Annotated in this window: 24 protein-coding genes; 17 read left to right on the top strand and 7 right to left on the bottom strand. The window is 61.6% G+C overall.

Annotation, left to right across the window (positions count from 1 at the left end; genetic code table 11):
- Nucleotides 1-215: 215 nt before the first annotated feature.
- The 6 genes from DV706_RS12595 to DV706_RS12620 all read left to right on the top strand — a co-directional run bounded on the left by DV706_RS12595 (nucleotide 216) and on the right by DV706_RS12620 (nucleotide 6,323).
- A complete protein-coding gene (locus DV706_RS12595; RefSeq protein ID WP_006064458.1) occupies nucleotides 216-1,124 on the top strand; it encodes an ABC transporter ATP-binding protein in 909 nt (302 codons plus the stop codon).
- A 61-nt stretch (nucleotides 1,125-1,185) separates the two neighbouring features.
- Nucleotides 1,186-2,616, top strand: a complete 1,431-nt coding sequence (gene sufB, locus DV706_RS12600; protein WP_136350873.1) for a Fe-S cluster assembly protein SufB — start codon at nucleotides 1,186-1,188, stop codon at nucleotides 2,614-2,616.
- A 3-nt stretch (nucleotides 2,617-2,619) separates the two neighbouring features.
- A complete protein-coding gene (sufD, locus tag DV706_RS12605; RefSeq protein WP_006064462.1) occupies nucleotides 2,620-3,840 on the top strand; it encodes a Fe-S cluster assembly protein SufD in 1,221 nt (406 codons plus the stop codon).
- A 203-nt stretch (nucleotides 3,841-4,043) separates the two neighbouring features.
- A complete protein-coding gene (locus tag DV706_RS12610; protein ID WP_006064463.1) occupies nucleotides 4,044-5,117 on the top strand; it encodes a hypothetical protein in 1,074 nt (357 codons plus the stop codon).
- A gap of 134 nt (nucleotides 5,118-5,251) precedes the next feature.
- Nucleotides 5,252-5,746 carry a type 2 periplasmic-binding domain-containing protein gene (locus DV706_RS12615; protein WP_006064464.1) on the top strand — a complete coding sequence of 165 codons (495 nt, stop codon included), beginning with the start codon at nucleotides 5,252-5,254 and terminating at the stop codon, nucleotides 5,744-5,746.
- Nucleotides 5,747-5,888: 142 nt separating this feature from the next.
- A complete protein-coding gene (locus tag DV706_RS12620) occupies nucleotides 5,889-6,323 on the top strand; it encodes a metal-dependent transcriptional regulator (RefSeq protein WP_006064465.1) in 435 nt (144 codons plus the stop codon).
- 62 nt (nucleotides 6,324-6,385) lie between these two features.
- Here DV706_RS12620 and DV706_RS12625 read toward each other — a convergent pair whose 3' ends face one another.
- From DV706_RS12625 to DV706_RS12635, 3 genes are all read right to left on the bottom strand, one after another.
- The gene (locus tag DV706_RS12625) at nucleotides 6,386-8,188 is read right to left on the bottom strand and encodes a phospholipase D-like domain-containing protein (protein ID WP_006064466.1); all 1,803 of its coding nucleotides are present in this window, start codon (nucleotides 8,186-8,188) and stop codon (nucleotides 6,386-6,388) included.
- A gap of 104 nt (nucleotides 8,189-8,292) precedes the next feature.
- Nucleotides 8,293-9,633, bottom strand: coding sequence for a HEAT repeat domain-containing protein (locus DV706_RS12630; protein ID WP_136350874.1), 1,341 nt, complete (start codon nucleotides 9,631-9,633; stop codon nucleotides 8,293-8,295).
- Nucleotides 9,634-9,705: 72 nt separating this feature from the next.
- The gene (locus DV706_RS12635; RefSeq protein ID WP_006064467.1) at nucleotides 9,706-10,431 is read right to left on the bottom strand and encodes a protein sorting system archaetidylserine synthase; all 726 of its coding nucleotides are present in this window, start codon (nucleotides 10,429-10,431) and stop codon (nucleotides 9,706-9,708) included.
- A 123-nt stretch (nucleotides 10,432-10,554) separates the two neighbouring features.
- Between DV706_RS12635 and DV706_RS12640 the strand changes: the two genes are divergently transcribed.
- The 5 genes from DV706_RS12640 (at nucleotide 10,555) to DV706_RS12660 (ending at nucleotide 14,155) form a co-directional block, all read left to right on the top strand.
- Complete coding sequence (locus DV706_RS12640; RefSeq protein ID WP_006064468.1) at nucleotides 10,555-10,992, top strand: cupredoxin domain-containing protein; 438 nt, start codon at nucleotides 10,555-10,557, stop codon at nucleotides 10,990-10,992.
- A gap of 332 nt (nucleotides 10,993-11,324) precedes the next feature.
- Nucleotides 11,325-12,836: a phosphoenolpyruvate carboxykinase (ATP) gene (locus DV706_RS12645; protein WP_049889607.1), complete on the top strand. Its 1,512-nt coding sequence runs from the start codon at nucleotides 11,325-11,327 to the stop codon at nucleotides 12,834-12,836.
- Nucleotides 12,837-12,959: 123 nt separating this feature from the next.
- Nucleotides 12,960-13,151, top strand: a complete 192-nt coding sequence (locus DV706_RS12650) for an HEWD family protein (RefSeq protein ID WP_006064470.1) — start codon at nucleotides 12,960-12,962, stop codon at nucleotides 13,149-13,151.
- 116 nt (nucleotides 13,152-13,267) lie between these two features.
- Nucleotides 13,268-13,570, top strand: coding sequence for a divalent-cation tolerance protein CutA (gene cutA / locus DV706_RS12655; RefSeq protein WP_006064471.1), 303 nt, complete (start codon nucleotides 13,268-13,270; stop codon nucleotides 13,568-13,570).
- 102 nt (nucleotides 13,571-13,672) lie between these two features.
- On the top strand, nucleotides 13,673-14,155 hold the full coding sequence (locus tag DV706_RS12660) for a 50S ribosomal protein L11 (protein WP_006064472.1): 483 nt from the start codon (nucleotides 13,673-13,675) through the stop codon (nucleotides 14,153-14,155).
- A 230-nt stretch (nucleotides 14,156-14,385) separates the two neighbouring features.
- Here DV706_RS12660 and DV706_RS12665 read toward each other — a convergent pair whose 3' ends face one another.
- Nucleotides 14,386-14,994, bottom strand: coding sequence for a hypothetical protein (locus tag DV706_RS12665; RefSeq protein WP_049889608.1), 609 nt, complete (start codon nucleotides 14,992-14,994; stop codon nucleotides 14,386-14,388).
- Between the two features lie 279 nt (nucleotides 14,995-15,273).
- On the opposite strand from DV706_RS12665, the gene DV706_RS12670 reads away from it, so the two are divergent.
- From DV706_RS12670 to rpl12p, 3 genes are read left to right on the top strand one after another with little or no spacing between them, the layout of a single operon-like run.
- Nucleotides 15,274-15,906, top strand: a complete 633-nt coding sequence (locus tag DV706_RS12670; protein WP_006064474.1) for a 50S ribosomal protein L1 — start codon at nucleotides 15,274-15,276, stop codon at nucleotides 15,904-15,906.
- A gap of 1 nt (nucleotide 15,907) precedes the next feature.
- Nucleotides 15,908-16,948 (top strand): 50S ribosomal protein L10, encoded by a 1,041-nt coding sequence (locus DV706_RS12675; protein ID WP_006064475.1) that lies wholly within the window; start codon nucleotides 15,908-15,910, stop codon nucleotides 16,946-16,948.
- A gap of 18 nt (nucleotides 16,949-16,966) precedes the next feature.
- Nucleotides 16,967-17,308, top strand: coding sequence for a 50S ribosomal protein P1 (gene rpl12p / locus DV706_RS12680; RefSeq protein ID WP_006064476.1), 342 nt, complete (start codon nucleotides 16,967-16,969; stop codon nucleotides 17,306-17,308).
- A gap of 123 nt (nucleotides 17,309-17,431) precedes the next feature.
- Here the strand turns inward: rpl12p and DV706_RS12685 are convergent, their stop codons facing one another.
- The 3 genes from DV706_RS12685 to DV706_RS12695 form a co-directional block, all read right to left on the bottom strand.
- Entirely contained in the window at nucleotides 17,432-19,771 is a 2,340-nt protein-coding gene (locus DV706_RS12685; RefSeq protein ID WP_136350875.1) for an amino acid permease, read from the bottom strand.
- A 246-nt stretch (nucleotides 19,772-20,017) separates the two neighbouring features.
- Nucleotides 20,018-20,611, bottom strand: a complete 594-nt coding sequence (locus DV706_RS12690) for a hypothetical protein (protein WP_006064477.1) — start codon at nucleotides 20,609-20,611, stop codon at nucleotides 20,018-20,020.
- A gap of 311 nt (nucleotides 20,612-20,922) precedes the next feature.
- Nucleotides 20,923-21,789, bottom strand: coding sequence for a bacteriorhodopsin (locus tag DV706_RS12695; protein WP_006064478.1), 867 nt, complete (start codon nucleotides 21,787-21,789; stop codon nucleotides 20,923-20,925).
- Nucleotides 21,790-22,218: 429 nt separating this feature from the next.
- Here DV706_RS12695 and DV706_RS12700 point away from each other — a divergent pair, with 429 nt between their 5' ends.
- Genes DV706_RS12700 through DV706_RS12710 form a run of 3 tightly spaced genes read left to right on the top strand, consistent with a single transcriptional unit; the run spans nucleotide 22,219 to nucleotide 25,363 of the window.
- Nucleotides 22,219-23,001 (top strand): lycopene cyclase domain-containing protein, encoded by a 783-nt coding sequence (locus DV706_RS12700; protein ID WP_006064479.1) that lies wholly within the window; start codon nucleotides 22,219-22,221, stop codon nucleotides 22,999-23,001.
- Nucleotides 22,991-24,064, top strand: coding sequence for a Brp/Blh family beta-carotene 15,15'-dioxygenase (locus DV706_RS12705; RefSeq protein ID WP_006064480.1), 1,074 nt, complete (start codon nucleotides 22,991-22,993; stop codon nucleotides 24,062-24,064). Before DV706_RS12700 ends, DV706_RS12705 begins: the two co-directional genes overlap by 11 nt.
- A 57-nt stretch (nucleotides 24,065-24,121) precedes the next feature.
- Complete coding sequence (locus tag DV706_RS12710; protein WP_006064481.1) at nucleotides 24,122-25,363, top strand: tripartite tricarboxylate transporter permease; 1,242 nt, start codon at nucleotides 24,122-24,124, stop codon at nucleotides 25,361-25,363.
- The last annotated feature ends 68 nt before the right edge of the window (nucleotides 25,364-25,431 follow it).

Raw genomic sequence — 25,431 nt, forward strand, 5'->3', positions numbered from 1 at the left:
GAGACCACCGACGACGACCCACTTCTACGCTGCAACTGTCGCTCTACAGGAATCCCCCAATACGACGGGTTCTACCTACCTATCACGGTCAAAATACGCCGAAACGCAGCTTCAGTTTTCGTTTTCTTAAATAATCTTCTCCAATCGGGATCGTATCCAACCGGATACGAAACCGTTATGAGTCATACGACCCACGGTTTAGATGACAGAGTACTATGGCACGTCTCGAACTAAACAACCTGCACGCGGAAGTAGCAGAAGGCGACGAGAAGATCCTCGAGGGCGTTAATCTCGAGGTTAAGTCGGGAGAAATTCACGCTCTGATGGGGCCAAACGGCTCCGGGAAGTCAACAACTGCGAAGGTCATCGCTGGCCACCCTGCCTACGAGGTCACCGAGGGCGAGGTCCTGCTCCATCTCGAGGAGGGCGAGTTCGGCGAGGAGATTGAGATTGACGAAGACCAGCGAACCTGGAACCTGCTCGACCTCGAGCCAAACGAGCGTGCCGCGCTCGGGATCTTCCTTGGCTTCCAGTACCCAGCCGAGATCGATGGCGTCACGATGACGAACTTCCTCCGCACGGCGCTCAACGCCAAGATCGAAGAGCGCGAAGAGCTCTTCGAAGGCGAGGATGACGACGCAGATGAAGAAGAGGACGAAGGCTTCGAAACCTCGCCGATGGAAGGCCCCGCAGACGAGGGCGAAGTCGGCGTCGCCGAGTTCCAGCAGATCCTCCAGGAGAAGATGGAAGCGCTCGACATGGATGAGCGATTCGCCCAGCGGTATCTCAACGCTGGCTTCTCTGGCGGTGAGAAGAAACAGAACGAGGTTCTGCAGGCCGCCATCCTCGAGCCGTCGATCGCCGTGCTCGACGAGATCGACTCCGGACTCGACATCGACCGTCTGCAGGACGTCTCCGATGGCATCAACGCACTACGCGACGAGGAAGGCACCGGCATTCTTCAGATCACACACTACCAGCGTATCCTCGATTACGTCGAGCCCGACCACGTCCACGTCATGCTCGACGGCCAGATCGCCAAAAGCGGCGACGCTTCGCTCGCGGCGGAACTCGAGGACAAGGGGTACGACTGGGTCCGCGAAGAGGTCTACGGCACCGCGTAACCGACTTCGGCTAGAACAACGGTAATAACCCTACAGCCGTAACCATATACACAATCAAATTATGAGTTCCGAACAAGATCACCTCAAAGAAACTGACACTGAAGCGCGGTTCGAGTTCAAGAAAGAACAGAACGCCGCGGTGAAGTCCGACAAGGGACTGACCGAAGAGGTCATCCGTATGATCTCCGAGGACAAAGACGAGCCAGACTGGATGCTCGAGCGCCGCCTGCGCGCGCTCAAGCAGTACCAGAACATGCCGCTGCCGACGGACTGGCCCGGCCAGCCGGATTTGACCGAACTGGACATCGAAGAGATCGTCCCGTATATCCGCCCGGACGTCGACAAGCGCGAAGGCGTCGACGACTGGACGGAGCTGCCAGACGAGATCAAAGACACCTTCGACAAACTGGGCATTCCGGAAGCCGAGAAGAACGCGCTCTCGGGCGTCGGTGCGCAGTACGAGTCGGAGGTCGTCTACCAGAACATGCAAGAACAGTGGGAGGAGAAAGGCGTCATCTTCATGAACATGGACCGCGCGGTCCAGGAGCATCCCGAGCTCGTCAAGGAGTACTTCATGACGACCTGTGTCCCCCCAAGCGACAACAAGTTCGCCGCGCTGCACGGTGCAGTTTGGTCCGGCGGCTCGTTCGTCTACGTCCCAGAGGGCGTCACGGTCGAGATGCCGGTCCAGGCGTACTTCCGGATGAACTCGGAAGGGATGGGCCAGTTCGAGCACACGCTGATCATCGCCGAAGAAGGCTCCGAAGTCCACTACATCGAGGGCTGTTCGGCACCGAAATACGGTGCACACAACCTCCACTCCGGCGGCGTCGAGGTCTTCGTCGGCGAAGACGCTCACGTTCAGTACTCGACGGTGCAGAACTGGTCGAAAAACACGTTCAACCTCAACACCAAACGCGCGATCTGTGAGGCAAACGGGACGATGGAGTGGATCTCGGGCAGCATGGGTTCGAAAGCAACCATGCTCTACCCATGTACGATCCTCAAGGGTCGTGGCTCGACGGACACCCACATCACCATCGCCTTCGCTGGCGAGGGCCAGAACATCGACACCGGCGCGAAGGTCTACCACAACGCGCCCGACACGAGCTCGACCATCGAGTCCAAGTCGATCTCGAAAGACGGCGGCCGCACTAACTACCGCGGGCTCGTCCACATCGCCGACGGTGCCGAGAACTCCTCGACTGCGGTGGAGTGTGACGCGCTGATGTTCGACAACGAGTCGACGTCGGACACCATGCCGTACATGGAGATCGAAGAGTCGAAAGTCGACGTCGCCCACGAGGCGACCGTCGGCAAGATCGGTGACGAGGACATCTTCTACCTCCAGAGCCGCGGGCTGGACGACGACGACGCCAAGAAGATGATCGTCGCCGGCTTCATCGAACCAATCACGGAAGAACTGCCGATCGAGTACGCCGTCGAACTCAACCGTCTCATCGAACTCGAGATGGAGGGAAGCCTCGGATAATACATGAGCGCAGGAACACAGGCACACGCCAATCTAACCGACGAACAGGTACGCGAAATTAGTGGGAACCTCGGCGAGCCCGAGTGGCTCTTAGAGATCCGTCTCGAGGCCCTCGAGGCCCTCGAGGAGCTCGATATGCCTGACGTCATCCGGACGCCGGGTCGAGACTGGACGAACCTCCACGAACTCGACTTCGAGTCGCTCGTGGACCCGCTGAACGCGGCCGAGAACAAAGACCAGGTCGGTCCCGATACGGTCGAGGTCCTGTCGTGGGCCGAAGCGGTCGACGAGCACGAGGCGCTCCTCGAAGAGCACTTCGGCTCGATCGTCGATCCCCAAGAGAACTACCTGACGGCGCTGTCGACGGCACTGTTTAGCACGGGAACGGTCGTCTACGTCCCAGAGGGCGTCGACGCCGAGGACGTGACGATCCGGACCGAGCAGAACTCCCGCTCGCTGTTCAACTACACGCTCGTCGTCACCGAGGAATCGTCCTCTGTGACGATCTTAGAGCGCCAGTCCACTGGCGAGGAAGCCGAGGAGCAGTACTACAGCGGCATCGTCGAAGTCGCCGCCGGCGAGAACAGCTACGTCCAGTACGGCAGCCTCCAGAACCTCTCGGAGGACGCCTACAACTTCACCGTCAAGCGCGGTGTGACGGACACGTACGCGACGATCGACTGGATCGAGGGCAACCTCGGGACCAAGCTGACGAAGACCGAGGTCTCGACGGAGCTCAACGGTGACTCCTCGGAGACCCAGATCGTCGGTGCGTTCTACGGTCATAACGACCAGCACTTCGACCTCGATATCAAGGTTTGGCACCGTGCCGAGCACACGACTGCCGACCTCGTCACCCGCGGCGTCACCGACGACGTCGCCCGCTCGGTGTACGAAGGCGTCCAGGACGTCGGCCGAGATGCCTGGGACACCAGCTCCTACCAGCGCGAGAACACGCTGATGCTCTCCGACGAGAGTGAGGCCGACGCCTCACCGAAGCTGATCATCAACAACCACGACACCGAGGCCAGCCACTCCGCGACGGTCGGCCAGATCGATGCCGAGGACCTGCTGTACATGACCTCCCGCGGTGTCGACCCCCGTGCCGCACGCAACATGCTCGTCGAAGGCTTCTTCGTGCCCGTTCTCGAGGAAATCGACGTCGACGAACTGCGCGAGGACTTGTCAGACCTCGTTGCTGCGCGTCTTCGCAAGCGAGCGTAGTCGACGGATAGGCGAAGCAGTTCGCCCCAGCGAACTGTCTTCGAGCGAGAAACGACGCGAGCCGCGAGTAACGAACGCTTCTTTCTGACCGAATGATGCTACTGTTCGAGTTCACCTTGGCATAGGCGAACGGCTGTATCTCGACCATCGTCAGCCGGCGCTGTCTGCCCAACGTCGTCGCTACGTCTGACGACGACTTTTGTATGATGATCTGGTACTCTGGAATGATGCGAGCCCTCTCCGTCGAACTCGAGGACGATCTCGTCGACGTACTCGAGGCCGAGCGAGAACTGTTCGGCTTCGAAAGCCGTCAGGCGTACGTTCGCTGGATCATCGAGCACCGCGGCTCGATCGAGGCCGAACAGACGCCTGATAACGACGGCGATCGAGACCGGCTCCTGGCAGAACACGGCGATCGACTCAGCCGACTCGAAGAACGTGTGGCGGCGATATCGTCACCGGCCGATCGAGATGGAGCGCAGACGACTGGCAGAACGGAATCAGACGACGAGACGGCAACGGAAGCCGACACGAGCAACTCGGATAGAGACACAAACGCAAGCGACGAGCACCGCGGCTGCCAACGCCAGCACGACGTGGCACCGAAAACGACGCCACAGACACCCGAATCGGTGCTCGAGGTCCGTGGCTCACCCCGAACGGTTCGACACGGTCCCAGTTCGACGGACCAACAAGACGACGCGATCACTGCGACGGAAGACCAGCCCCCCTCGAGTTCGGATGATGGGACAGACGACGGTTCGGCGGCGGAGTTCGAGCGAACAGCCACCACCGCCTCGACGCTGTCACCGGAACGCGTCGCACGCATTCCGGAGGACCCGGTGATGGAGGATGCCGGTGTGCTTGGCACCGTCGAGTCCGAGCGACTCGACGAACTGTCTCGACGAGCGGTTGCAACGACACGCAAGCGTCTGAACAGGGAGATCCAGACTGGCCTTGAGTACACCGCTTCGACACAGCTCGCTGGGGATGGGATCCGTCCCGGCGAAGATCTCGCCGACCTCGAGGCGCTATCGATTCCGGGCCGTTCAGCCGAGATACTCGAGCAACGTCGCCGCGCTGTCGGTCGAGCGCTCGCGTACGTGCGAGACGAAGGATCGGCGCGCCGATCTGACTTCGTCGAGGCGCTCTATTCGGAGTGTTCGGCTGGCTACGAGACGGCAGATGGCTGGTGGCGATGTATCAAGGCAGGGCTGAAACAGGTCGATTGCGTCGATGGTGGTGAAGGCACACGCGTCTGGCGGTACCAGCGGTGATTCGTCAAGGCACCAGACCGTGTTCAACACGGACGCCCCCTCTCGAGTCGGAGATGGCCTAAATGAGTGCCGGCAGACCCGGGCGAAGACACCGAGTAGGGACGGTTAAGTATCAGCGGCCCGGACAACGTGGTATGAGTTTGGGACAGCGCGTCTCGAGCGACAACCAACTGACCCGACTCCTCCAGATTGGGGTCGTCCTGGAGGAACTCGTCGAGTCACGTGCCGCCCACCATCTCGACTCGCTCCCCCCGGAAGAGCGGGCCGCAGTCGATGAGGCGGTCCGAGAGTTGCTCATCGAGGCCGCAGCGGAGTCGGCCGACCATCGCGAGCGACTCGAGACGCTGATCGAGGACCTCGAGGCCGAGACGGTCCCCTACGAGGAGATCAACACGCTGGTCGATGCCCGATATGGGCCACCAGAGGACACCGATGGCGTCCTCTATGATCAGCTGGCAAACGAGGAGACGGCGTACAAGTTCTATGACGATTTGATCGAAGCGATCGAGGCCTCCGACACCGAGTTCGCCATCGATCGTGATCGACTCCTCGAGACCCTCTCTGGAATTCGAGAAGAGGAACGTGAGGGTGTCGAAGAAGTGACCAAGATCATGGAGCAACGAGCATGAGCGTGCGGCTGACAGAGGCGGCTGATGCACCAATCGCGGTGCGCCGAACGATACCGCAGCGGACACGCTTCTGTATGGACGCCCGGATGCTGTCGCCCCGGCGAACGATTACCGCGACAGGCGGTCTCAACGGAGGGACACAATGAACACCGCAGATCAGTATCTCAAGGCGATCTACCTCGCACAGCGAATTGAAGAGGGCCCCGCATCGACCGGTACGCTCGCGGACTTACTCGAGGTCAGTCCAGCCAGTGTTAACGAAATGATCGGCAAACTCGAGGACCGAGGGTTTGTCGACCACGAGAAGTACAAGGGTGCGAGCCTGACTGACGAGGGGATCGAACGCGCACACAACGCCCTCCAGACGTACTGTATCATCGAACGCTTCCTCGCGAACGTCCTCGAGGTCGATGAGTTCCGCGAGGAAGCCCGCGCGTTGGAGAGCGTTATCGATGATACTGTCGCGGAACGCCTCGACACGATTATCGACCGGCCCTGTGACTGCCCGGACTGTTTCGACCCCGAACTGGACTACTGTGAACGGCTCGAGGTCAGTCCTGACGGGCGTGCAGACTGAGTCGCTACCGATCGTCCGCGCGCTGAACACGCTGCTCTCTTTGACTTGTGCCTCGAGCGAGTCTACGACTGACCGAACCGTACGTATCGACGGCCAACGAGCGCTGCAATAGCGAGTGCAGCGACGACGGTGAGACTAACCTCGAACGGGAGTGTCCACAGCCCGCTGTCACCATCCCAGTCGGCGTCGAAGACGGCTGCATAGTAGGCTGCGATCGCCGCGCCGTGGACTGCAAGGAGAATCTCACGGTTGTTCTCGAACGCATTTTCGTTCCAGTTGGCGCTTCCGACGACGGCAACCTCCCGATCGATCACCACGCCTTTGGCATGGATCTTCTCGAACTGGTCGGTTTCCTCGACGAGTCTGGCCTCGAGCGGGAGCGAGTCGTCGGCAGCCAGCTGTTGTAGCTCCTGTGCAAGCGCTTCGTTCTCGGCTTCGTGGTACCACGCCGAATCAAGGAGGATCTCGACGTCGACACCACGACGAGCAGCGTCGATCGTTGCCTCGAGAACGGCGACGTCGTCGCCGATACTGGCCTGCTTGACGAGTATTTCGTCGTCGGCTTCGGCCAGTAGCTCAGACAGTCGTCGTTCGGCGTTGTCCGGCGCAACGAGGAGTTCGACTGTATCGACAGGGGCTGTCGTCGGCTCGTGTTCGGTTGGCAGTGAACGAGTTGCCGTCCCGTCGCTGTCATCGTCGACGAACGAAGTCGTTGCCCGGTGGCTCGAACCGGATTCGGTGTCCCATCCCTCGTGGTCGGCTCGAAAGACCGTCGCGAGATCAGCCGCGAGACGCTCGTTTTCGAGTCGGATACCCCAGCCGCGACTCGAGGCGCCGCCGATACCCGAGGGCTTCCAGTTCTCGCTCGTGACGAGGACCGTGTCGTCGGCAACAGCGTACTTCGGGTGATGGTACCGGTACCGAGCACCCTCGCCACCGATGACGCGGACGTCGACACCGCCAGCCTCGAGTGTCTCGAGGACTGGTTCGGTCGCCTGTGGCGTGCCCCCAACGGGGCCAGACTCGAGGAGGACCGCGACGTCGACGCCGCGGTCGGCCGCCGCGACGAGTTCGTCTGCAATCTCACTCGAGGTGAACGTATAGCCCGCAAGCAGCAGTCGATCGTCGGCTTCCGCGAGCGTCTCACGTGGGATGCCGGGCGCGTCGGGGAGGACAAACGCCGTCGCCGCATCGGCATCGACACTCGACACCGGGAGACAGGTCGCGTCTCGAGGGTGCCAGTTGCCGTCGGCTGGATCGGGTGGCTGTGAGTCAGCAGCGACCGCGCCGCCGTCGGTTCGGTACCACCGCTCGGCTGTCGGTGCACGGTCGTACGAAACCGCGTCGACTGTTGTCGTTCCGTTTCGAAGCGTGAGGTCGTCGCCGTCGACGGCGAGGCGGAGTGTGCCGTCGAACTCGAGCACAGGGTGGTCAGTGAGCCCATCGGTCGCGTCCGGATCGGCACTCAGTGCGATGGGTCCAGAGACGGTTTGGTTGGGAAGGGCAGCGGTCGTGTGTCCATCGGTGATCGTCCAGTTCTCGAGTGACGTCGCTTCGGGCGTCTCGAGGACGAGATACTCGCCGACGTTGCCATCGGTGGTTGGATTGGGGTAGAGTTCGACGATTCGGGGACCAACAGCGGTGGTGTTCGTCGCTGTTGCCGTCTCGTTTGGCGTGCTTGTCGGCCCGGTTACGCTGGGCGGACAAGATCGGTTGGTTTCGAGTGTGTGGGTTGGTTCGGTCGACGAGTGCTCGTTCGTCGCAGGCTCGGCCGCCGTGAACCCGACTCCCGCAGTCACGGTGATGACGAGCCCGACGGCACCGACCGCGGCGAGAACGACGTAGGCGAGCCGTCGGCGTTCCATTGGGCCGTCTGGCCGCTCTTTCTGATATAAACCCTTGGCTCAGTGGCGGATGGTGAACGCTGTCCGTCGAACGGATACGCGAAAAATCGATTCGATTCCGACCGTCAGGCTGCCGGCTCGGGAGAGACCTTCTCGGCTTCGACCTGGACGAGGTACGCGCGGTCGTCGCTGTAGCCGGCGACGACCTCGAGGGCCTCGGCCGTGCCGATCGTGTTGAGTGCCCAAGCAGCGCTGGCGCGAACACGGTCTTCGTCGTCGTCGGCCAGCACGTCGGCGAGTGGCTCGATGGCACGGGTGTCGCCGATCAGGCCGAGTGCGCGAGCGGCCCAACTCCGGACGTCCGGATTCTCGTCGACCAGCTGGTTGGCGATTGGCTGAACCGCCTCCTCGGACCCGACCTCACCGAGCGCTCTGAACGCTGGCTGCTGGAGGTTCGGGTTTGAATCGACGTAATCGAGCAGCGTTTCGACGACCTCGTCGTCGTCGACGCCGATCTTGCCGAGGATGCTCATTGCGGCCGTATCTCGGCGGTTAGCCTTCTGAAGCATTGGCTCGATCGCTTCTTCGGGACCCATTCGCTCGAGCGCCTCGAGACAGTGTTCCTCCATGAAGTCGGAGTCGAACGTCTCCAGGGCGAGCAGGATCATCTCGACGTTGCCACGCTTTTCGTGGACTTTCAGCGCGTGCCACTCCGGTGGGAAGTCTTTGATGTGGTCGAGCACGTCGTAAAAGCCCTCTCTGCGCATCTGTTCGCGGACCTTGAGGTCGGTCCACTCGGTGGCGTCGTCGATGTCAGACTGGAGGTCGTCACAGCACTCAAGGAGGCCGGCGATCGTCTCGGCGTCGTCGTCGGCATCGAGTGCGGCGGCCTCGACGGCGTCGACCGCATCCTCGAGCGTCGCCTCGAGCTGGTCAGGGACATCGTCGCCGTCGGCGGCTCGTGTCACGGACGCGTCGAGCAGGTCGTTGAACGTCTCGAGGAAGTCGTCGACAGCTGCGAGCAGCTCCTCGTCGCCTTCCTCGGTCCAGCGGGTGCCGGTGATCGTGCCGCTGGCGCTTTCGATTTCGCTGACGACGTCTTCGCCGTAGGGACCGCGCTGGTCCTCGAGGTCGGACTCGAGATCCGAAACGTCGCTGTCGATATCGTCGTAGCGCTCTTGTAGAACTTCTTCGGGCGCTGGCTCCTCGTCTTCCTCGTCTTCCTCGTCGTCGGTTTCGGGTGGCTCCGGAATCTCGAGGTCGTCGAACGCGTCGCGAAACGTCTCGAGATCGGCTTCGACGACGTCCAGATCGTCTTCGGTGTCGGCTGCCTCGAGGTCCGCGTCGAGGCGTTCGACATCGTTCTCGAAGGACGCGAGCTCGTCGCGAATCGCCTCGAGGTCGACTGGTTCCTGTTCCTCTTCGGCGTCCGCTCCGTTGTCATCTGCTGACTCGTCGTCGCTCATGACATCACCCGGGTGCTGAAACGACGTCGACGCGTAGCGGTGTGCATACATTACGGTCGTGTCAGGACCGTCCTAAGCGTTTCCATGCAGTTCGGATGTCTCCGGCTGTGTGTCCTCACGCCAGTAGAGCCACGGACTGAGTGTCATGTAGGCGATCCCAAGCGTCAGCAGGGCGTACGGAAACGTCCGACCAGCAAACGACGGGATGAGTATCGCGAGTGCATGGACGACGCCCATGATCGCGGCGTCGCGGGCGAAGAGGTCAGGGTATCGGATTCGCGAGACCATCAGATAACAGAACGCGCCCGTGACCGCGAGGACGAGCCACGGCTCGGTTTCGCCCGCGAGAATTGCCGCTCCGAGAATCGTCGCCGCGAGTGTCGTCTGGACGCCTTCGGTACAGCTCCCGCTGACGTCGTACGCGGTGTACATGCCGAGCCGGGTGACGGCCATGGCGACGAACAGCCCACAGATCGCAGTGACCAGCAGTAACTCGGTTGTCACCGCATCGAAGCCGATGTTGAAGCCGTCGGTAATGACGACGAAGGCGAGGACGGCAGGGGCGACGGCGAAGGAGGCGACGTCGGCAAGCGAGTCGAGGTAGGGGCCGGCGTCGGTGCCGCCGTACCGCCGCGCGAGTATCCCGTCTAACCCGTCTGCAATCGCGGCAAGCAAGATCAGTCGCGCGGCAAGATCGATGTCGACAAAGGCGATGACGACGGCCACAAACCCCAGTGCAGCGTTGGCGATCGTCACCGCGTCGGCGACACCCAGTCGCCCGACGAACCGGGGGAGCATACTCGCGGATTCGACGTGCAGCTACCTTACGTGTTTTCGTTTGCGAACGCAATCGCTCGAGTTGGGTTGGCGTTCGACGATCGAACCGGGGCCGTTATATCGCGACTCTCCTAACGCGTTCACATGAACAGGCGCGTCTATCTTGCCGCCGTCGGGACCGCAGTCTCCGCCGGCCTTGCGGGCTGTTCGGCCGTTCGTAGCGCCTTCGAAGACGAGCCGTGTGGTGGTGACGAGTGTACGATCGGCATGAGCCGAAACGAGTTCCTGCCCGACGAGTACGAAGCAGACGTCGGTGAGACCGTCGTCTGGAAGAACACGAGCGGAGCCGACCACACCGTCACTGCCCTCGAAGAAAACATGCCAGACGAAGCGGAGTACTTCGCAACTGGTGGCTACGAGGACGAGGAGACGGCGCGAAACGCCTGGCACGACAGCACCGGCGGTCGGCTCGGCACGCGCGAGACGTTCGCACACACCTTCGAGGTGCCCGGAACGTACACCTATATCTGCGAACCACACGTCAAAGGCGGCATGATCGGGCGGATTATCGTCTCCGAGTGAGTGTCGCAGCTCGATTTTCGCGAGCGTACTGATGCCGATCCTCGGGTAATCAGTCCCTTCTGTCCCGACTCTCGTTGCTGGTAATGACCTCGAGTAACAGCCGCTGACTCGAGTGCAAACCACCGCAGTCTGTCGATGAGTATTATTCCTTTTTCGAGTATATTTCCATATGTATATGATTTGAGACAGTTAGTTGCTGGATAACAAATCAGCCGTTTAGGCCGGCTTCAGGGCATAAAATGCCGTATGTCATCTGGTCACTGGGTAGGATATGACATACGGCGGTCAGAATCCTCCATGTTTATACATCGGGCTAACGGTGGTCTATGTATATGTCCGAAACCGGGGCTGAGACCCGTCCGCTGGTCCGGCAGCTTCCCGATCCAAAGACAGCGTCGAACGTCCGGTACAATCCATCGCTTGCAGAACTTCGAGAACTTGCGGCCGACGACGAGACGACGACCGAGTTCGGTTCGCCGTCGTACGTCAGCGAGTATCGATCACGGAGTTCTGATCGGACGAAAAACACCATCGATCACGAGTTTTCCGACCACGATCACGAACTTGTCGACGAAGCAATCGAGCTCGCCGGCGATCGTGAACTGGTCTGTGTCGACCGTCTGATGGGCCGTCATCCGGAGGCGTCCTTCTGTTGCCGTCTCTTCGTCCCTGTCGAGCACGCCCGGATCGCGCTGGCGTGGGCGAACCTGTTCGAACCGACTGACGGCCGCGAACCCGATCTGTACACGGTCCAACTGCCCGACTACGACGAAACGGCGATCCGCATCCTGCCCGATGAAAGCTTCACTGCGGTGTTAGGCAGCGACTACACCGGTGAGGCCAAGAAGTCGTTCCTCCGGCTGTTTATGCGCCGGATCAAAGAGCAGGGCGGGCTCGGCCTTCACGCCGGCAGCAAGCGCGTTCGCGTCCGCGATGACGACGACGAACTGCGTACTGTCGGGCAGGTGTTCATGGGGCTTTCGGCGACCGGAAAATCGACGCTGACGTCTCACGGCTGCTGGCTCGAGGAGCCTGAAGACGCCACCATGCTTCAGGACGACGTCTGTGGCCTCCTGCCGGACGGCTCGGTCCCCGGCAGCGAAGGAAAAGGGCTGTTCATCAAAACGATCGGCCTCGGCGAAGACGAACAGCCTGAACTCTACGAGGCTGCAACCGACGAGTCGGCAATCCTCGAGAACGTCGCCGTCGACGACGATGGGACGGTCCACTTCGAGGAAGACCGCTACACTGCAAACTCCCGTGCGATCATCCAGCGCGATCAACTCGAGAGCGCCGACGAAGAGATCGATCTCGAGCGGATGGATCAGGTCTTTTTCATCACGCGAAACCCGCTGATGCCGCCGGTCGCGAAGCTCAACGACGAGCAGGCAGCCGTCGCCTTCATGCTCGGTGAGTCGATCGAGACCAGCGCTGGCGATCCGTCTCGAGCGGGCGAGTCGATCCGTGTCGTTGGCACGAACCCCTTCATCATGGGTCCTGAGGGCGAGGAAGGAAACATCTTCCAGGATCTTATTGATGAGCTCAACGCCGAGTGTTTCGTCATCAACACGGGCTATCTCGGCGCGAAATCCAAAGATATCGGCGTCACTGAATCCGTCACGGTGCTGACCGAAACTGCACGCGGGACGATCGAATGGACCGACGACGACCGAACTGGGCTGACGATTCCCGAATCCGTTCCCGGACTGGACATCGAGGAGTACTACGTCCCCGACCACGTCGAGGACTACGACGATGCGGTTGCAGAGCTGCGCGACGAGCGACGTGCGTATCTCGAGCAGTTCGACGAACTCCGCGACGAGATCAAAGACGCCGTCTACTGATCGACACAGCGAGTTCGTGTCGCGGACGATCCCTGTTTTGACGTGTTGACCGTCTCTTTCGGAGGATATGTGGCGTTGCCGAACAGGAATACTGTTATATGAGTGCAGTTCTCACCTCCAGTAATGAGTCCACAGGTACGAACGCCGACGGCCCGCGTTTGCGAACGGTGTGGTCGAGCAGAACAGTGGGATAGCGACCTCGAGGCCTGGCAACTCGCCCGTGAAGATGGCGAGAAGCAGGTCGGAAACCCACACTGTCTTCACGAGTGGGATATCAACGGAACGTTCAATCCAGTCGCTGAAAGCGACGGCTGATCACACGAGTAGCGGTCGACGAGAGACAGCAGATCAACCACCCGACAGCTGTCTTTGCCGCACGCGATGGGAGCGACGCGCGGATCTTTTTTGCAGTGTCGTGCGTATTCAGCAGTATGCCAACCGTCTATATTACGGTCCCACCGGCTGCTGCCGACGAAATCGCGGAAACACTGGTCGAGGAGCGGCTTGCGGCCTGTGTCAACAGTGTCTCGACGACCTCGACCTATCGCTGGGAGGGCGAGATCCACCACGACGACGAGATCGTCTTGCTCGCAAAGACGACGGATGACGCCTACGGCGAACTGGTCGACCGCGTCCAGACGCTCCATCCACACGACGTTCCGTGTATCGAGCGATTCGACGAAGCCGACGTCCTCGAGTCGTTCGCACAGTGGCGAGCAGAAAGCATCGACTGATCGCCTGTCCGTCCCCACACACCGACCGCCACGGTACGCCGTCACAGGCGGTGACTGCCCGAAAAAGCAACCCTTAAAACTCGCGCACGGGTTATCACGGATATGGCTGGAACCATCGAAGTGCTCGTTCCGGGTGGCCAGGCCAACCCTGGCCCACCGCTCGGTCCCGAGCTCGGACCGACCCCCGTCGACGTGCAGGCAGTCGTACAGGAGATCAACGACCAGACGGCCGCGTTCGACGGCACAGAAGTGCCCGTCACCGTCGAATACGACGACGACGGCTCGTTCGACATCGACGTCGGTGTCCCACCGACGGCCGCACTCGTCAAAGACGAGGCTGGATTCGAGACTGGCAGTGGCGAACCACAGAAGGACTTCGTCGCTGACCTCTCGGTCGACCAGGTCAAAAAGATCGCCGAGCAGAAACACCCAGACCTGCTGGCCTACGATACGATCAACGCAGCAAAAGAAGTCGTTGGCACCTGCGCCTCGATGGGTGTTACCATCGAAGGCAACGACGCTCGAGACTTCAAGCAAAAAGTCGACAGCGGCGAGTACGACGACGTGCTCGCGGCAGACGCGTAATCGGTTCGGACGTCGACGCCGGACGAGACCGTTTTTTGACGTCAACCGTCGAGCCGCCGGTCTGTGCTCCCTTTGAGACGGACCCCTGTCCGTCAGTTGTGACCTAACCCGGCGCTTTCGGTCGCGTGCAACCGATAGCGGAGGCCGTCTCACGACAGGCAGTGGCTACGCAGCCGTCACTGCATGATCGATGTCGCAGGGACTGTTCACTCGGCCTGGTTCTGGGGGCGTCAGATCTTGTTTGCGGGCGGGACGGTTCGCTCGTCAGGACTGGTCGAGCTACCGGACCCGAACAAGACGCGGACACCAGCGCCGACACCAAGTGCCCCAGCAAGAACGGCAGCGGCGACGGTTGCAGCTATCGAGAAGCCAACGAGACCGCTAAGAACGCTCCCAGCGATAACGCCAGCCCACAGCCGGTCGACGCCCACACGAGCTGCGATAGAGTGGCCAATCGCGACGATACCGAGTACTGTCAGTATCGGGATTACAGTGAGACCGATGACAACCAGAACAATGCCGAAGAACGTCCCGAGACTCGTCCCGATGATGAGATACCCCGTCGCAGTGACGCCAGCAAGAACGAGCAGGCTTGGCAGTCCGATGCAGAGCGAGATGACTGGGCTCCGTCGCGATTTCGTCACCGTTCTCGGACCGTACCCCTGAAGCAATCCGAGAACGACCAGAGCGACGACGAACGTCGCGACGAACTGTACACCCGCCCGCTCGAGCGCGCCGAGTGAGTGGTACGTCTCACCGTCGATTCCACTGAGCACGAGCGGTCCGACCGACTCGAGTGTCATCGGAACGATGGTCGTATATAAATCTAACGGCCACATAGTTCAAATCTATACCTTCATGTTCAATAATATTTTCGGTTCTTAGAGTCATTTTTATGCGCGATCAGCGCAACGGACAGCGTCTCGAGTGTAGAGCCAGAGATGTGTCTCTCGGTAGCAGTCATCGACCGTGTCGTTCGGTGTCAGCGCCCGCTCCGGAGTGTCGCTGCAGGACAGTTCGACGGGTTTAAGTTCGACATGCCACTTCGTTCAACAGAGACAGGCATTGCCTGTTTCACTGACCCGTAGGAGCATTCCTGCGTACTACGGAGGTGAACGATGGCAGATTCGGATATTAAAACCGCAGTGGCTCGCGCACTCGAGGAGTCGCCCGATCGGAACTTCACCGAAACGGTAGATCTCGCGATTAACTTGCGCGACCTTGACCTGAACGAACCGTCGAACCGTGTTGATGAGTCTATCGTCCTGCCGTCCGGAACCGGCCAGGAGACAATCATTGTCGTTATCGCTGAGGGCGAAACCGCTGTCCGCGCCGAAGAGGCTGCGGACGACGTGCTCTCGGTCGACGATGTGGCCGATCTGGACGATGACGAAGCCAAGGATATGGCTGACGAGACGGACTTCTTCATCGCTGAAGAAGCGATGATGCAAGATATCGCCCGGCACCTGGGTACCATTCTCGGTCCTCGAGGGAAGATGCCGGACCCGCTCTCGCCCGACGACGACGTCGTCGAGACTGTCAACCGGCTCAAAAACACCGTGCAGCTTCGCTCCGGCGACCGACGAACGTTCCACACGCTCGTTGGTGCCGAAGACATGGATGCCGAGGACATCTCGGACAACATCGACGTTATCTTGCGTCGCCTGCACGCTGACCTCGAGAAGGGGCCCCAGAACATCGACGCCGTCTACGTGAAGACGACGATGGGGCCGTCCGTGGAGGTGGCCTAGAATGAGCGCACAGGCTGAACGCAAAACCGAGAACCTTCCCCAGTGGAAGAAAGAAGAAGTCGACGAGCTCACGTCGCTCATCGACAGCTACGAGAGCGTCGGTATCGTCGGCATCGCTGGCATTCCGAGCAAGCAGCTCCAGGACATGCGCCGAGACCTGCATGGCACTGCTGAGTTGCGCGTCAGCCGCAACACCCTGCAGGTCCGTGCCTTAGAAGAGACTGGACTGGACGACCTCGTCACCCACATCGAAGGGCAGGTCGGCCTGATCGCGACGGACGACAACCCGTTTGCCCTCTACAAGGAACTCGAGGCGTCGAAGACGCCCGCTCCGATTAACGAGGGCGAAGTCGCCCCGAACGACATCGTCATCCCCGAGGGTGACACCGGTGTCGATCCGGGGCCGTTCGTCGGCGAACTCCAGAGCATCGGTGCAAACGCACGCATCGAAGAGGGTTCGATCCAGGTCATGGAGGACTCGACGGTCTTAGAGGCCGGCGAGCAAGTCTCCGCGGACCTGTCGAACGTCCTCAGCGAGCTTGGGATCGAACCCAAGGAAGTCGGGCTCGACCTGCAGGCAGTCGTTGCCGAAGGCGTGCTCTTCGACCCAGAGGACCTCGATATCGACATCGAGGCCTACGAGAGCGACGTGGCGACGGCCGCCGCTCGCGCTCGAAACCTCTCGGTCAATGCGAGCTACCCGACCGAAGCAACTGCACCAACGCTCATCGCCAAAGCCACGGGCGAGGCCAAGAGCCTCGGCCTGCAGGCGGCGATCGAGGACGAAGCCCTAATGCCCGACCTCGTCTCCAAGGCCGACGCACAGCTGCGTGCGCTTGCGGCCCAGATCGACGACGAGGACGCCCTGCCTGAGGAACTGCAGGGCGTCGAGGCCCCTGCCGCACCGGCAGCGGCCGACGAGGGCGAGGACGAATCGGCAGACGACCACGACGACGCTGAGGCCGACGACGCCGACACCGACGATGACGATGACGACGAAGACGGTGGCGGTGGCGAAGGACTCGGCGCAATGTTCGGATAATCAACGGAGGATTTACCAATGGAATACGTATACGCTGCACTCATCCTGAACGAAACGGACGAAGAGCTCAACGAAGACAACATCACTGGCGTGCTCGACGCTGCTGGCGTCGACGTCGAAGAATCCCGAGTCAAGGCGCTTGTCGCCGCACTCGAGGACGTCGACATCGACGAGGCAGTCTCGGAAGCCGCTGCCGTCCCCGCTGCAGGTGCCGCCGCAGGCGGCGCAGCCGCAGGGGCTGCAGACGACGGTGAGGAAGCCGAAGAAACCAGCGACGTCCCAGACACGACGGACGAAGACGAAGACGACGACGAAGACGACGACGCCGGTGGCGAGGGCCTCGGCGAACTCTTCGGCTAAGTCGCGACGCGACGACACAGTTCAATCCTGATTTTTTTGGCCCAGCGTCCGTAGCGGTCGCTGTCAAGAGTTGAACCCGAAACGAGTGCCATCTGAGTGTCACGAAATGCCACGAGACAGCCGCTAGCGGAACAGGTAGTCCATGACCAGTCGCTTGAGGAGCCCGTCCTGACGACCCTCGTGGGTCTGAACCATCACCGCGGTGCAGTCGACGGAGTCGATCAACTGGTTTCCGGGGCGACCGAGGAGACGGCCGCTGATGCCCGTTCGGTCGGCACCGATGACGAGCAGGTCGGCAGGGCGGGCAAAGCGAGCCAGTCCTGCTACCGCGTCGTCGGCCTCGACGATCGTCGATCGCGTGGGAACGGTACAGATCGAGATCAGTTCGTCGTGATACTCCTCCATCGTCCGTCGCTGTCTGTCGGGTGGATCAGCGGGGATCGCTTGCAGGAGGTTGATCTCGGCACCCGTCTCCTCGGCGATCGCGTCGGCCAGGAGTAGTTTGAGCGGGTCGTAGGGACCGCGGTTCGCGACGACGGCAATCTCGTCGGCCTCGTCGAACTCGTCGTCATCGACCAACATGACGTCACAGGGAGCGTTCTCGAGGATCCACTCGGTTTCGCCGCCAAAGAGGCGGCTGTGGAACTCGGCGACGTTTCGCTCGAGGACGAGGAGATCGCAGTTCTCGTAGGTGGCGAAGTCGACGATCGCGCGTCGGTGGTCTTCGCTATCGATTTCGCGATACTCGATGCGTGTCGGTAGCTGCTCGAGAGGGGCGTCCGTCTCCGAGGGAGGGAGGTCGACGCCGCCGGACGTTCGAGCGGGTGGGTCGAGTTCATCCGTCGGGAACCACGACGGCGCGTCCTCGGGATCCGACGGAAACCACTCGGGAAGGTCTCGGTCGACGATTTCGGGATGTCGCTCGGCGAAGACCCGGTGTGGGACGTCGACGAACTCGACGACGGAGACGGCAGTGGTTCGGACTCGACCCAGGTCCGTCGCCATTCGGAGCATATCTCGTTTGGCGTCGGTGGAGGTCTCCTCGGTGATCGCGACGAGCGCGTCGTACTCGGCGTCGCTCTCGAACAGTGCTCGAGTTCGCTCGACCGCGGATGCACCGATGTTCCGTCGGACGGCGTCACGAGCGGCACCTTCACGATCGACGTTGTGGCGCGCATAGACGAGGTAGTAGACGATCGAGACGACGGTAATGAAAATCGCACCGGCAAGCGGGACCAGTCCCACTTGCGTGAGGACTACGAGCCCGCTTCCCATCCCGAATAGCTGTATCCAGGGGTACCACGGGCAGACGAAGGCGGGGTCGTAGTCGTCGACAGCCCCTTCGCGAAAGCCGATTACGGTGAGATTCACCAGAATGAACACGATGATCTGGAACGCGCTGCCGAACTTGGCGACCTGGTCGATCGGCAGGAAGGTGATCATCACGACGATCACGGCGCCGGACAACGAGACAGCAAGCGCTGGTGTGTTGAACCGGGCGCTGATCCGCTCGAACTGGGGCGGGGCGAGTCCGTCTCGAGCCATCGCGAAGGGAAAGCGCGAGGCCGAGAGCAGTCCGGCGTTCGCCGTCGACGCGAGAGCTAAAAGCGCAGCGATGACGACGGCAGTCACGCCGATCGTCCCGAGCGTTGCCTCGGCGGCCAGTGCCATGATCGGTCCCTCACCGTCGCTTTCGAGTTGGCCGGCCTCGATCGCACCGGTGACGTCAACGATGCCAATCGCAACGTACACGACAAGCACGTAGAGCACGGTGGTAATCGCGAGCGAGCCGATCATCGCCCGCGGAATCGTTTTCCCCGGGTCTTTGACCTCTTCAGCGACGGCAGCGATTTTGATCACGCCTGCATAGGAAATGAATACGAGTGCGGTCGCGGCGAGAAAGCCGCCACTTCCGACGTCGAAGGAGCCGGCAGTTCGCTCGGGGGCGCCGCCACCGACACCGCTCACGACGAACCAGGCCATCACGAGGAGCATCAGGCCGACGATGACGAACTGCAGACTGCCGGTGCTTTTCGTACTGACGACGTTGATGGCGGTGAAAAACAGGGCGAGTCCGACCGCAAGCGGGAGGATGTAGTTGCCCAGCTCCGGTGCGACGAACACGAGATACGGCACGCCGCCGATGAGCGCAAGCGCTCCCTTGAACGAGAGCATGAACCAGTTGCCGACTCCGGCAATCGTGCCCAGCAGCGGCCCCATTCCGCGTTCGACGTAGACGTACGAACCGCCGTCTTCCGGCATGGCCGTCGCCATTTCGGAGGCGCTAAGTGCCGCCGGCAGGACGAGAATCCCCGCGAGGAGAAACGCACCGACAACGGCCGGCCCGTCGACAGTGACGTAGGCAACACCGGGAAGAATGAAGATGCCGGAGCCGACCATCGCACCGATCGCAACAGCCATCGTCGCTGGCAGACCGAGGTCACGGTTGAGTTCGGTCGTCACGGATCGATCACCCACTTCGTGTCGCGACTGTGAGTACGATCGTTGATCTGTTCAGGGATATCGTGAAACGGAGGCACGTGCTGTATGTGCGAACTGAGTGTGTAAGGGACTCACACCTTACTGTGTTAACATATTCACGGTCGGTGATCAGTTGGGGCAACCAGCCGGAGAAAACGCGCCTCGAGCGAGTGCAAACGGCCCTGTTTCGGGGAGAGAACAGTCAGCGCGGGATACAATCAGGCGTCGTTAGCTGAGAGATTCGGTGAGAACGCTGAGAAGGAAAACGGCGATTGCACAGCAGAACGCAATGCCGCTGGCCACGACGACTGGGACCGCGACAACCGCCTGCGAGTGATACGGGTCGACACCGGCGGCGACGAGCGTTTCTACGGTCTCGACACCGGCGTAGCCGACGCTCGCGAGGACGAGCGTGGCGACGACTCCGAGGAAGCCGCTCCCGAAGCCGATCCCGGAAAAGAGCCCCTCGATTCCGACCAGCGACCACGCCTGCTGCTCGGTGATGCGATCGAGCCGATCGCGGTACGTGGCGGTGGCGGCGAGGCCGACGCTCGCCACGACCAGACAGCAGACGCTAAACAGCACCAACGCCGTAAGCGCAACGCGCGAAGAGATCGGATCGACCCCGAGATGCTGCTGGCGGACGGCAGGCGGTAAAAAGAACAGGATTGGAAGCAACGTCGACGACGCGAACAGGAGGTAGCTACAGCGGCGGATTTTCTGCGGGATCGACCACCCACTCAGTAGCCCGCGGCGGGCGCGGAGAAACTCGTACTCCGATCCCTCCAGAACGAGTTGCGTGTACTTGTCATGATCGTGCATGCGGCCTGAGCGGCCGATGGATAGTGCCGATTATAGCCTTTTTGGATCGGCGACAACCGACCTGGCGTCGGTCGAGCGAAAACAGACGAAGAGGAGATGATGCGTGACGAAGGCGGTGTTCGCGAGGAGGACAGACAGTAGTTGAGAGCAGATCTCACAGCGAGGACGGGCCATGACAGGGACGCACGACTCGAAAAATGGAAGCGACGCGATCGCGGAGCGGGTTCAGGTCCGGATACGGACCGCTGTACGTCCGTTCGGCCCAACCGTGGCGTCACGGTTGGGCTGACAGATCGGTACAGCAGACCGGCTCAGTCGTCAGCGGGCGTTCCGGCTCCCGATTCCGGCCCTGCACCAATGGTGAACGTCGACGGCTGCTTTGCGATCACCGCTTCGTTCGCGGCGACCCAGCGCAGCAGGAGGAACGCGAAGACGTACTTTGCACCGATGTCGAGGAAACTGTAGCCCCACGACGTGATCGCCACGTCGAGGATTGCCAGCCCTTCCGCGCCGAGCGCCCAGAAGATCGGGTAACCGAACCAGAGCACCACCGTCAGGATCTTCAGCAGGTTGAAGATCTCGGCGGTGTTCGCAGCCTCGGCATCTTTGGGCCACTCGACCAGCAGGACGTAGAGCACGACGATGAAGAACGTACAGCTGATGAAGTACCAGAACCACCGAATGGCGTAGGAAGACGTGGTCATCGCGGCCGCAAGGCCGGTCACGCACATCGCGATGTCAGCGGTGATGATCGTAAAGAGCTTCGTCAGGTTCGTCCCTGCGAGCAATCCGAGTGCAAGCAGGATCATCGGGGTCGAGAGCGTCCACGTGAGATACCGTCCCCACATCGTGAGTACCTCCTCACCCGCCAGGGCGTGTCCGCTCGGCATCTCCAGGAAACTTATGGTCAGCCCGGAGGCGAGTCCGGTGTAGCTGGCAATCGAGACCAGCGGCACCATCAGCGTCGCTACCCAGATGAGCTGGGCTCGTGGGTCTTTGACGTTCCGACCCATATAGACGAACAGGAGGATCGCGATCCCCGCGAGGGCAATGTTGGCCCAGAACGAAGCGTTCAGGAGCGTATCGTCCTGTACGCTCTCGTAAATCTCCGTCTGGGTCATCTCGAGCGGGACAAGCTGTGCGTACGTTGCCATCTCTGCCGCGATCGTTTCAATCATGCTACAACAATACTGACGACCCGACGGTGGATAATAGTAAATCCATACTAGTAAGGGACCGCTCAAGCGGTGGCAGCGGCCTCAATCGCTGCCGATAATACCAGAGAACAAGACATTTCACATCTCCTCTCCGTGCGTGTCTCCGGACCAGTGATAGCAAATTTCTCGAAAACACCACCAGGATTCGTGACGTCGGGAAAGACACTCCTGAGACACCGTCGAACGGATCCCCAGCGATGCTGTCTCCATACAGGGAGGGCTAACTAGTATGGTATCCGTTTGTTAGGTCTCCATCACCTACGATAAGTATATGAGTAACCAGTTGGTCGGAGCCGGGGGAGTCGGTGTTAGGCCTGACGTCACGGCACCGAACGAATATCACTCCGACCGATCTGCAGCCGACACGAACACCGCGTTCGCCCCCACTGTATGAGCGTCGCACTGACCTATCTGGGCGTCCACGCGGTGTTCGTCCTTCCGCCGATCATCGTCCTCGGTTGGCTCGGCCTGCGCCGAGACGGGTTCTGGTGGAATAGACGGGCTGCCAGCGGGCTCGCGATCATGCTCGTCCTCGCGGTGACCTACACGACTCCTTGGGACAACCTGTTGATCGCGGAGGGGGTCTGGTGGTACGGAGACGGAGCCGTGGTGGCGACCATCTGGCACGCCCCGGTCGGGGAGTACCTCTTTTTTATCTTACAGCCGATTCTGACCGCACTCTGGCTCTTTCACGTCCTCCAGATACCTGATCGCTCGCTGTGGATCCCCTGGAAACACCGCCTCCTCGGTGCTATCGCGGGACTAGCTGTGGGCGGACTCGGCTGGATCCTTCTCGGGACGACGTCGACGTTCTATCTCGGCGCGATCTTGCTCTGGGCCGGTCCGATTCTCGCGATCCAGTGGGCGTTCGGACTCACGGCGCTGTGGGACGTCCGCCGAAGGACGCTGCTCGCCATCGCCGTGCCGACGCTGTACCTCTGGATCGTCGATCGGATCGCAATCGGGCTCGGCGTCTGGGTCATTTCCGACACGCATACCACGGGCCTGACGCTTCTCGGGCTCCCGATCGAGGAGGCGCTGTTCTTCCTCGTGACAAACGTCTTCCTCGTTCAGGGGCTCGTCTTATACGTGTGGACGCTCGATCGACTCGACAGCGACACGACCATTCAGGACGTCCGGAGCCGTCTCGCAGACCGGAGCGATGCCGGATAACACGACGACGCTCGAGCGGGCGACTGGTCCAGTGACGTGGTCCCGGGCTCGAGACTGGGCCAGCGTGGTAAGCCTCGCAGCCGGCGCGATGACGGTTCTCGCCGGACTCGCGATCGTCGCGGTAGCCGGCTCGCTTCCGCTCTGGGTCCAGTTCCTGCCCCTTCTCGTGAGCGTGCTTGTGCTCGGGCTCCCCCACGGAGCAGTCGACCACCTCGTGCTTCCGCGAGCCCGTGACGAGCCGGTTACTCGTCGATCGCTCGCAGCGATCGGCCTGTTGTATCTCACGGTTGGCGGGGCCTACGCCGTCGTCTGGGTGTTCGCTCCGGCGACCGCGTTCGTCCTGTTTATTCTCCTCACCCTGTTTCACTGGGGACAGGGCGATGTCTACGCGATGATCGAGTTGATCGGCGTCGACTACCTCCAAGGTCGGGGCTCACGTTCGCTTACCATCCTCGTTCGGGGCGGACTCCCCATGATCGTCCCGCTAATCGCCTTTCCGGAGCAGTACGCGCTCGTCGCGGAAACGCTCGTCGGACTGTTCGACCCTGCCGCCGCGACGGCGCTCGAGCCGGCGTTTCAACCGGGAGTCCGCCTCGCCGTCGGCCTCGGGTTCGCGCTCGCGATCGTCGCCGCACTCGGGCGTGGGCTCGCCCACTCGGGAGTGTCGGCCCCGTGGCTGATCGACGCCGGAGAAACCCTTGGGCTCGTTGCCCTGTTCGCCTTCGTGCCGCCGATTCTCGCGATCGGGCTCTACTTCTGTCTGTGGCACAGTCTCCGGCACATCCTTCGAACGATGCTCATCGACGACCGAGCCGTGGCGGCGCTGTCTCGCGGTGCAGTGGGCAACGCGAGCCGTCGGTTCATCAGGGACGCAGCCCCGCTAACCGGCGGTGCGATCGTCGTTCTCGCCACGATTGCGCTGCTGGTTCCGCAGACGCCCGCCACCGTCCCGCAGATCGCGGGGCTGTACCTCGTCACCATCGCAGTCCTGACGGCCCCACACGTCGTCGTTGTCTCGCTGCTCGATCGAGAGCAGCAGTTCTGGGCCCCCGAAACTGCGTGACTGGTCACGATCGAATCCGCTTCGGGTTTAAATCCGATGGGGAAGCCAGAGTGATCGATGGCCACACCCGGAGTCGAGTTCGTCACCGATCCCGCCACGACGCTGCAGTTGCTGGCCTGGATTCTCGGCGGTGCGGCGCTTGGTGGCCTGAGCGGCCTGGTTCCCGGCCTCCACGCGAATAACTTCGCGCTCTTGCTCGCCGGCTTCGCGCCGTCGATTCCCGGCCCACCGCTGTTCGTCGGCTGTGCGATGCTTGCGGCCGGCGTTGTCCACACCTTTCTGAACGCCGTCCCCGCGATGGCACTCGGCGTCCCCGACGCCGAGATGGCCGTCACTGCGTTACCGGCCCACCGGATGGTTCTCGAGGGACAGGGCTACGAAGCGATTCGACTCTCGGCGCTCGGCAGTATCCTCGCTGTCCTCGCAGCCGTTCCGCTGGCGTTACCGATCACGTGGGGTGTGACGGCTGTGTACCCGACGATTCGGGATAATCTAGCGCTCCTGCTGGCGATGGTCGTCGTCGCGCTGATCGCCTCCGAACGGACGTGGCGTGGCCGCGTTGGTGCCATCGTTTCGTTCGCCCTTGCCGCTGTTCTAGGACTGCTCACGCTTGATTTCTCTCCGGACGCGCCGCTCGAGGCCGGCGGGATGCTTGCACCCCTGTTTGCCGGGCTGTTCGGTGCGCCGGTGTTGATCGATGCGATCCGCGGAAGCGGGATCCCGCCACAGCACGGCGATGCCATTGCGATGTCCCACCCGCTCGTCGGAATAACGGCGATCGCCGGTGCGCTCGCGGGTGCCGTCGTCGGCTACATTCCCGGGATTTCGGCGGCGATCGCTGCCGTCGCGGTCCTGCTATTCGTGCCCGGGCGCTCCGGCGACAGGGGCTATATCGTTGCGACGAGCGGCGTCGATACGGCGAACACCATCTTCGCGCTATTCGCGCTGGTCGCGATCGGCCAGCCCCGAACCGGCGTGATGGTCGCCTTCGAGAGCGTCGACGCCCCGCTCGAGGTACCGATCTTGCTCGCGGGTGTCGTCCTCGCGGGGCTGCTCGGGTTCGTGCTCGTGATCGTCGTCGGGGATGCGTATCTCGAGGCTGTCGGCCGGATCGCCTACTGGAAGATTTCGGTCACTGTCCTCACCCTCCTGTTAGCCCTCTCGTATCTGTTTACCGGTGTCATCGGGATCGTCATTTTCTGCGTCGCGGCCGCGATCGGGATGGTCCCGATCCGCTTCCGTGCGCGGCGGGTCCACCTGATGGGTGTCTTGATCGGCCCGTTGCTGGTCGGCTTCTAACACCGTACAGGGCCTGTTAACGGTGTGTGTTTACACGCCAGCGCTGGCTGCTCGAGAGTTCGGCACGA

The sequence above is a fragment of the Natronorubrum bangense genome (assembly GCF_004799645.1).
In the GTDB taxonomy this organism is placed as follows: Archaea; Halobacteriota; Halobacteria; order Halobacteriales; family Natrialbaceae; genus Natronorubrum; species Natronorubrum bangense.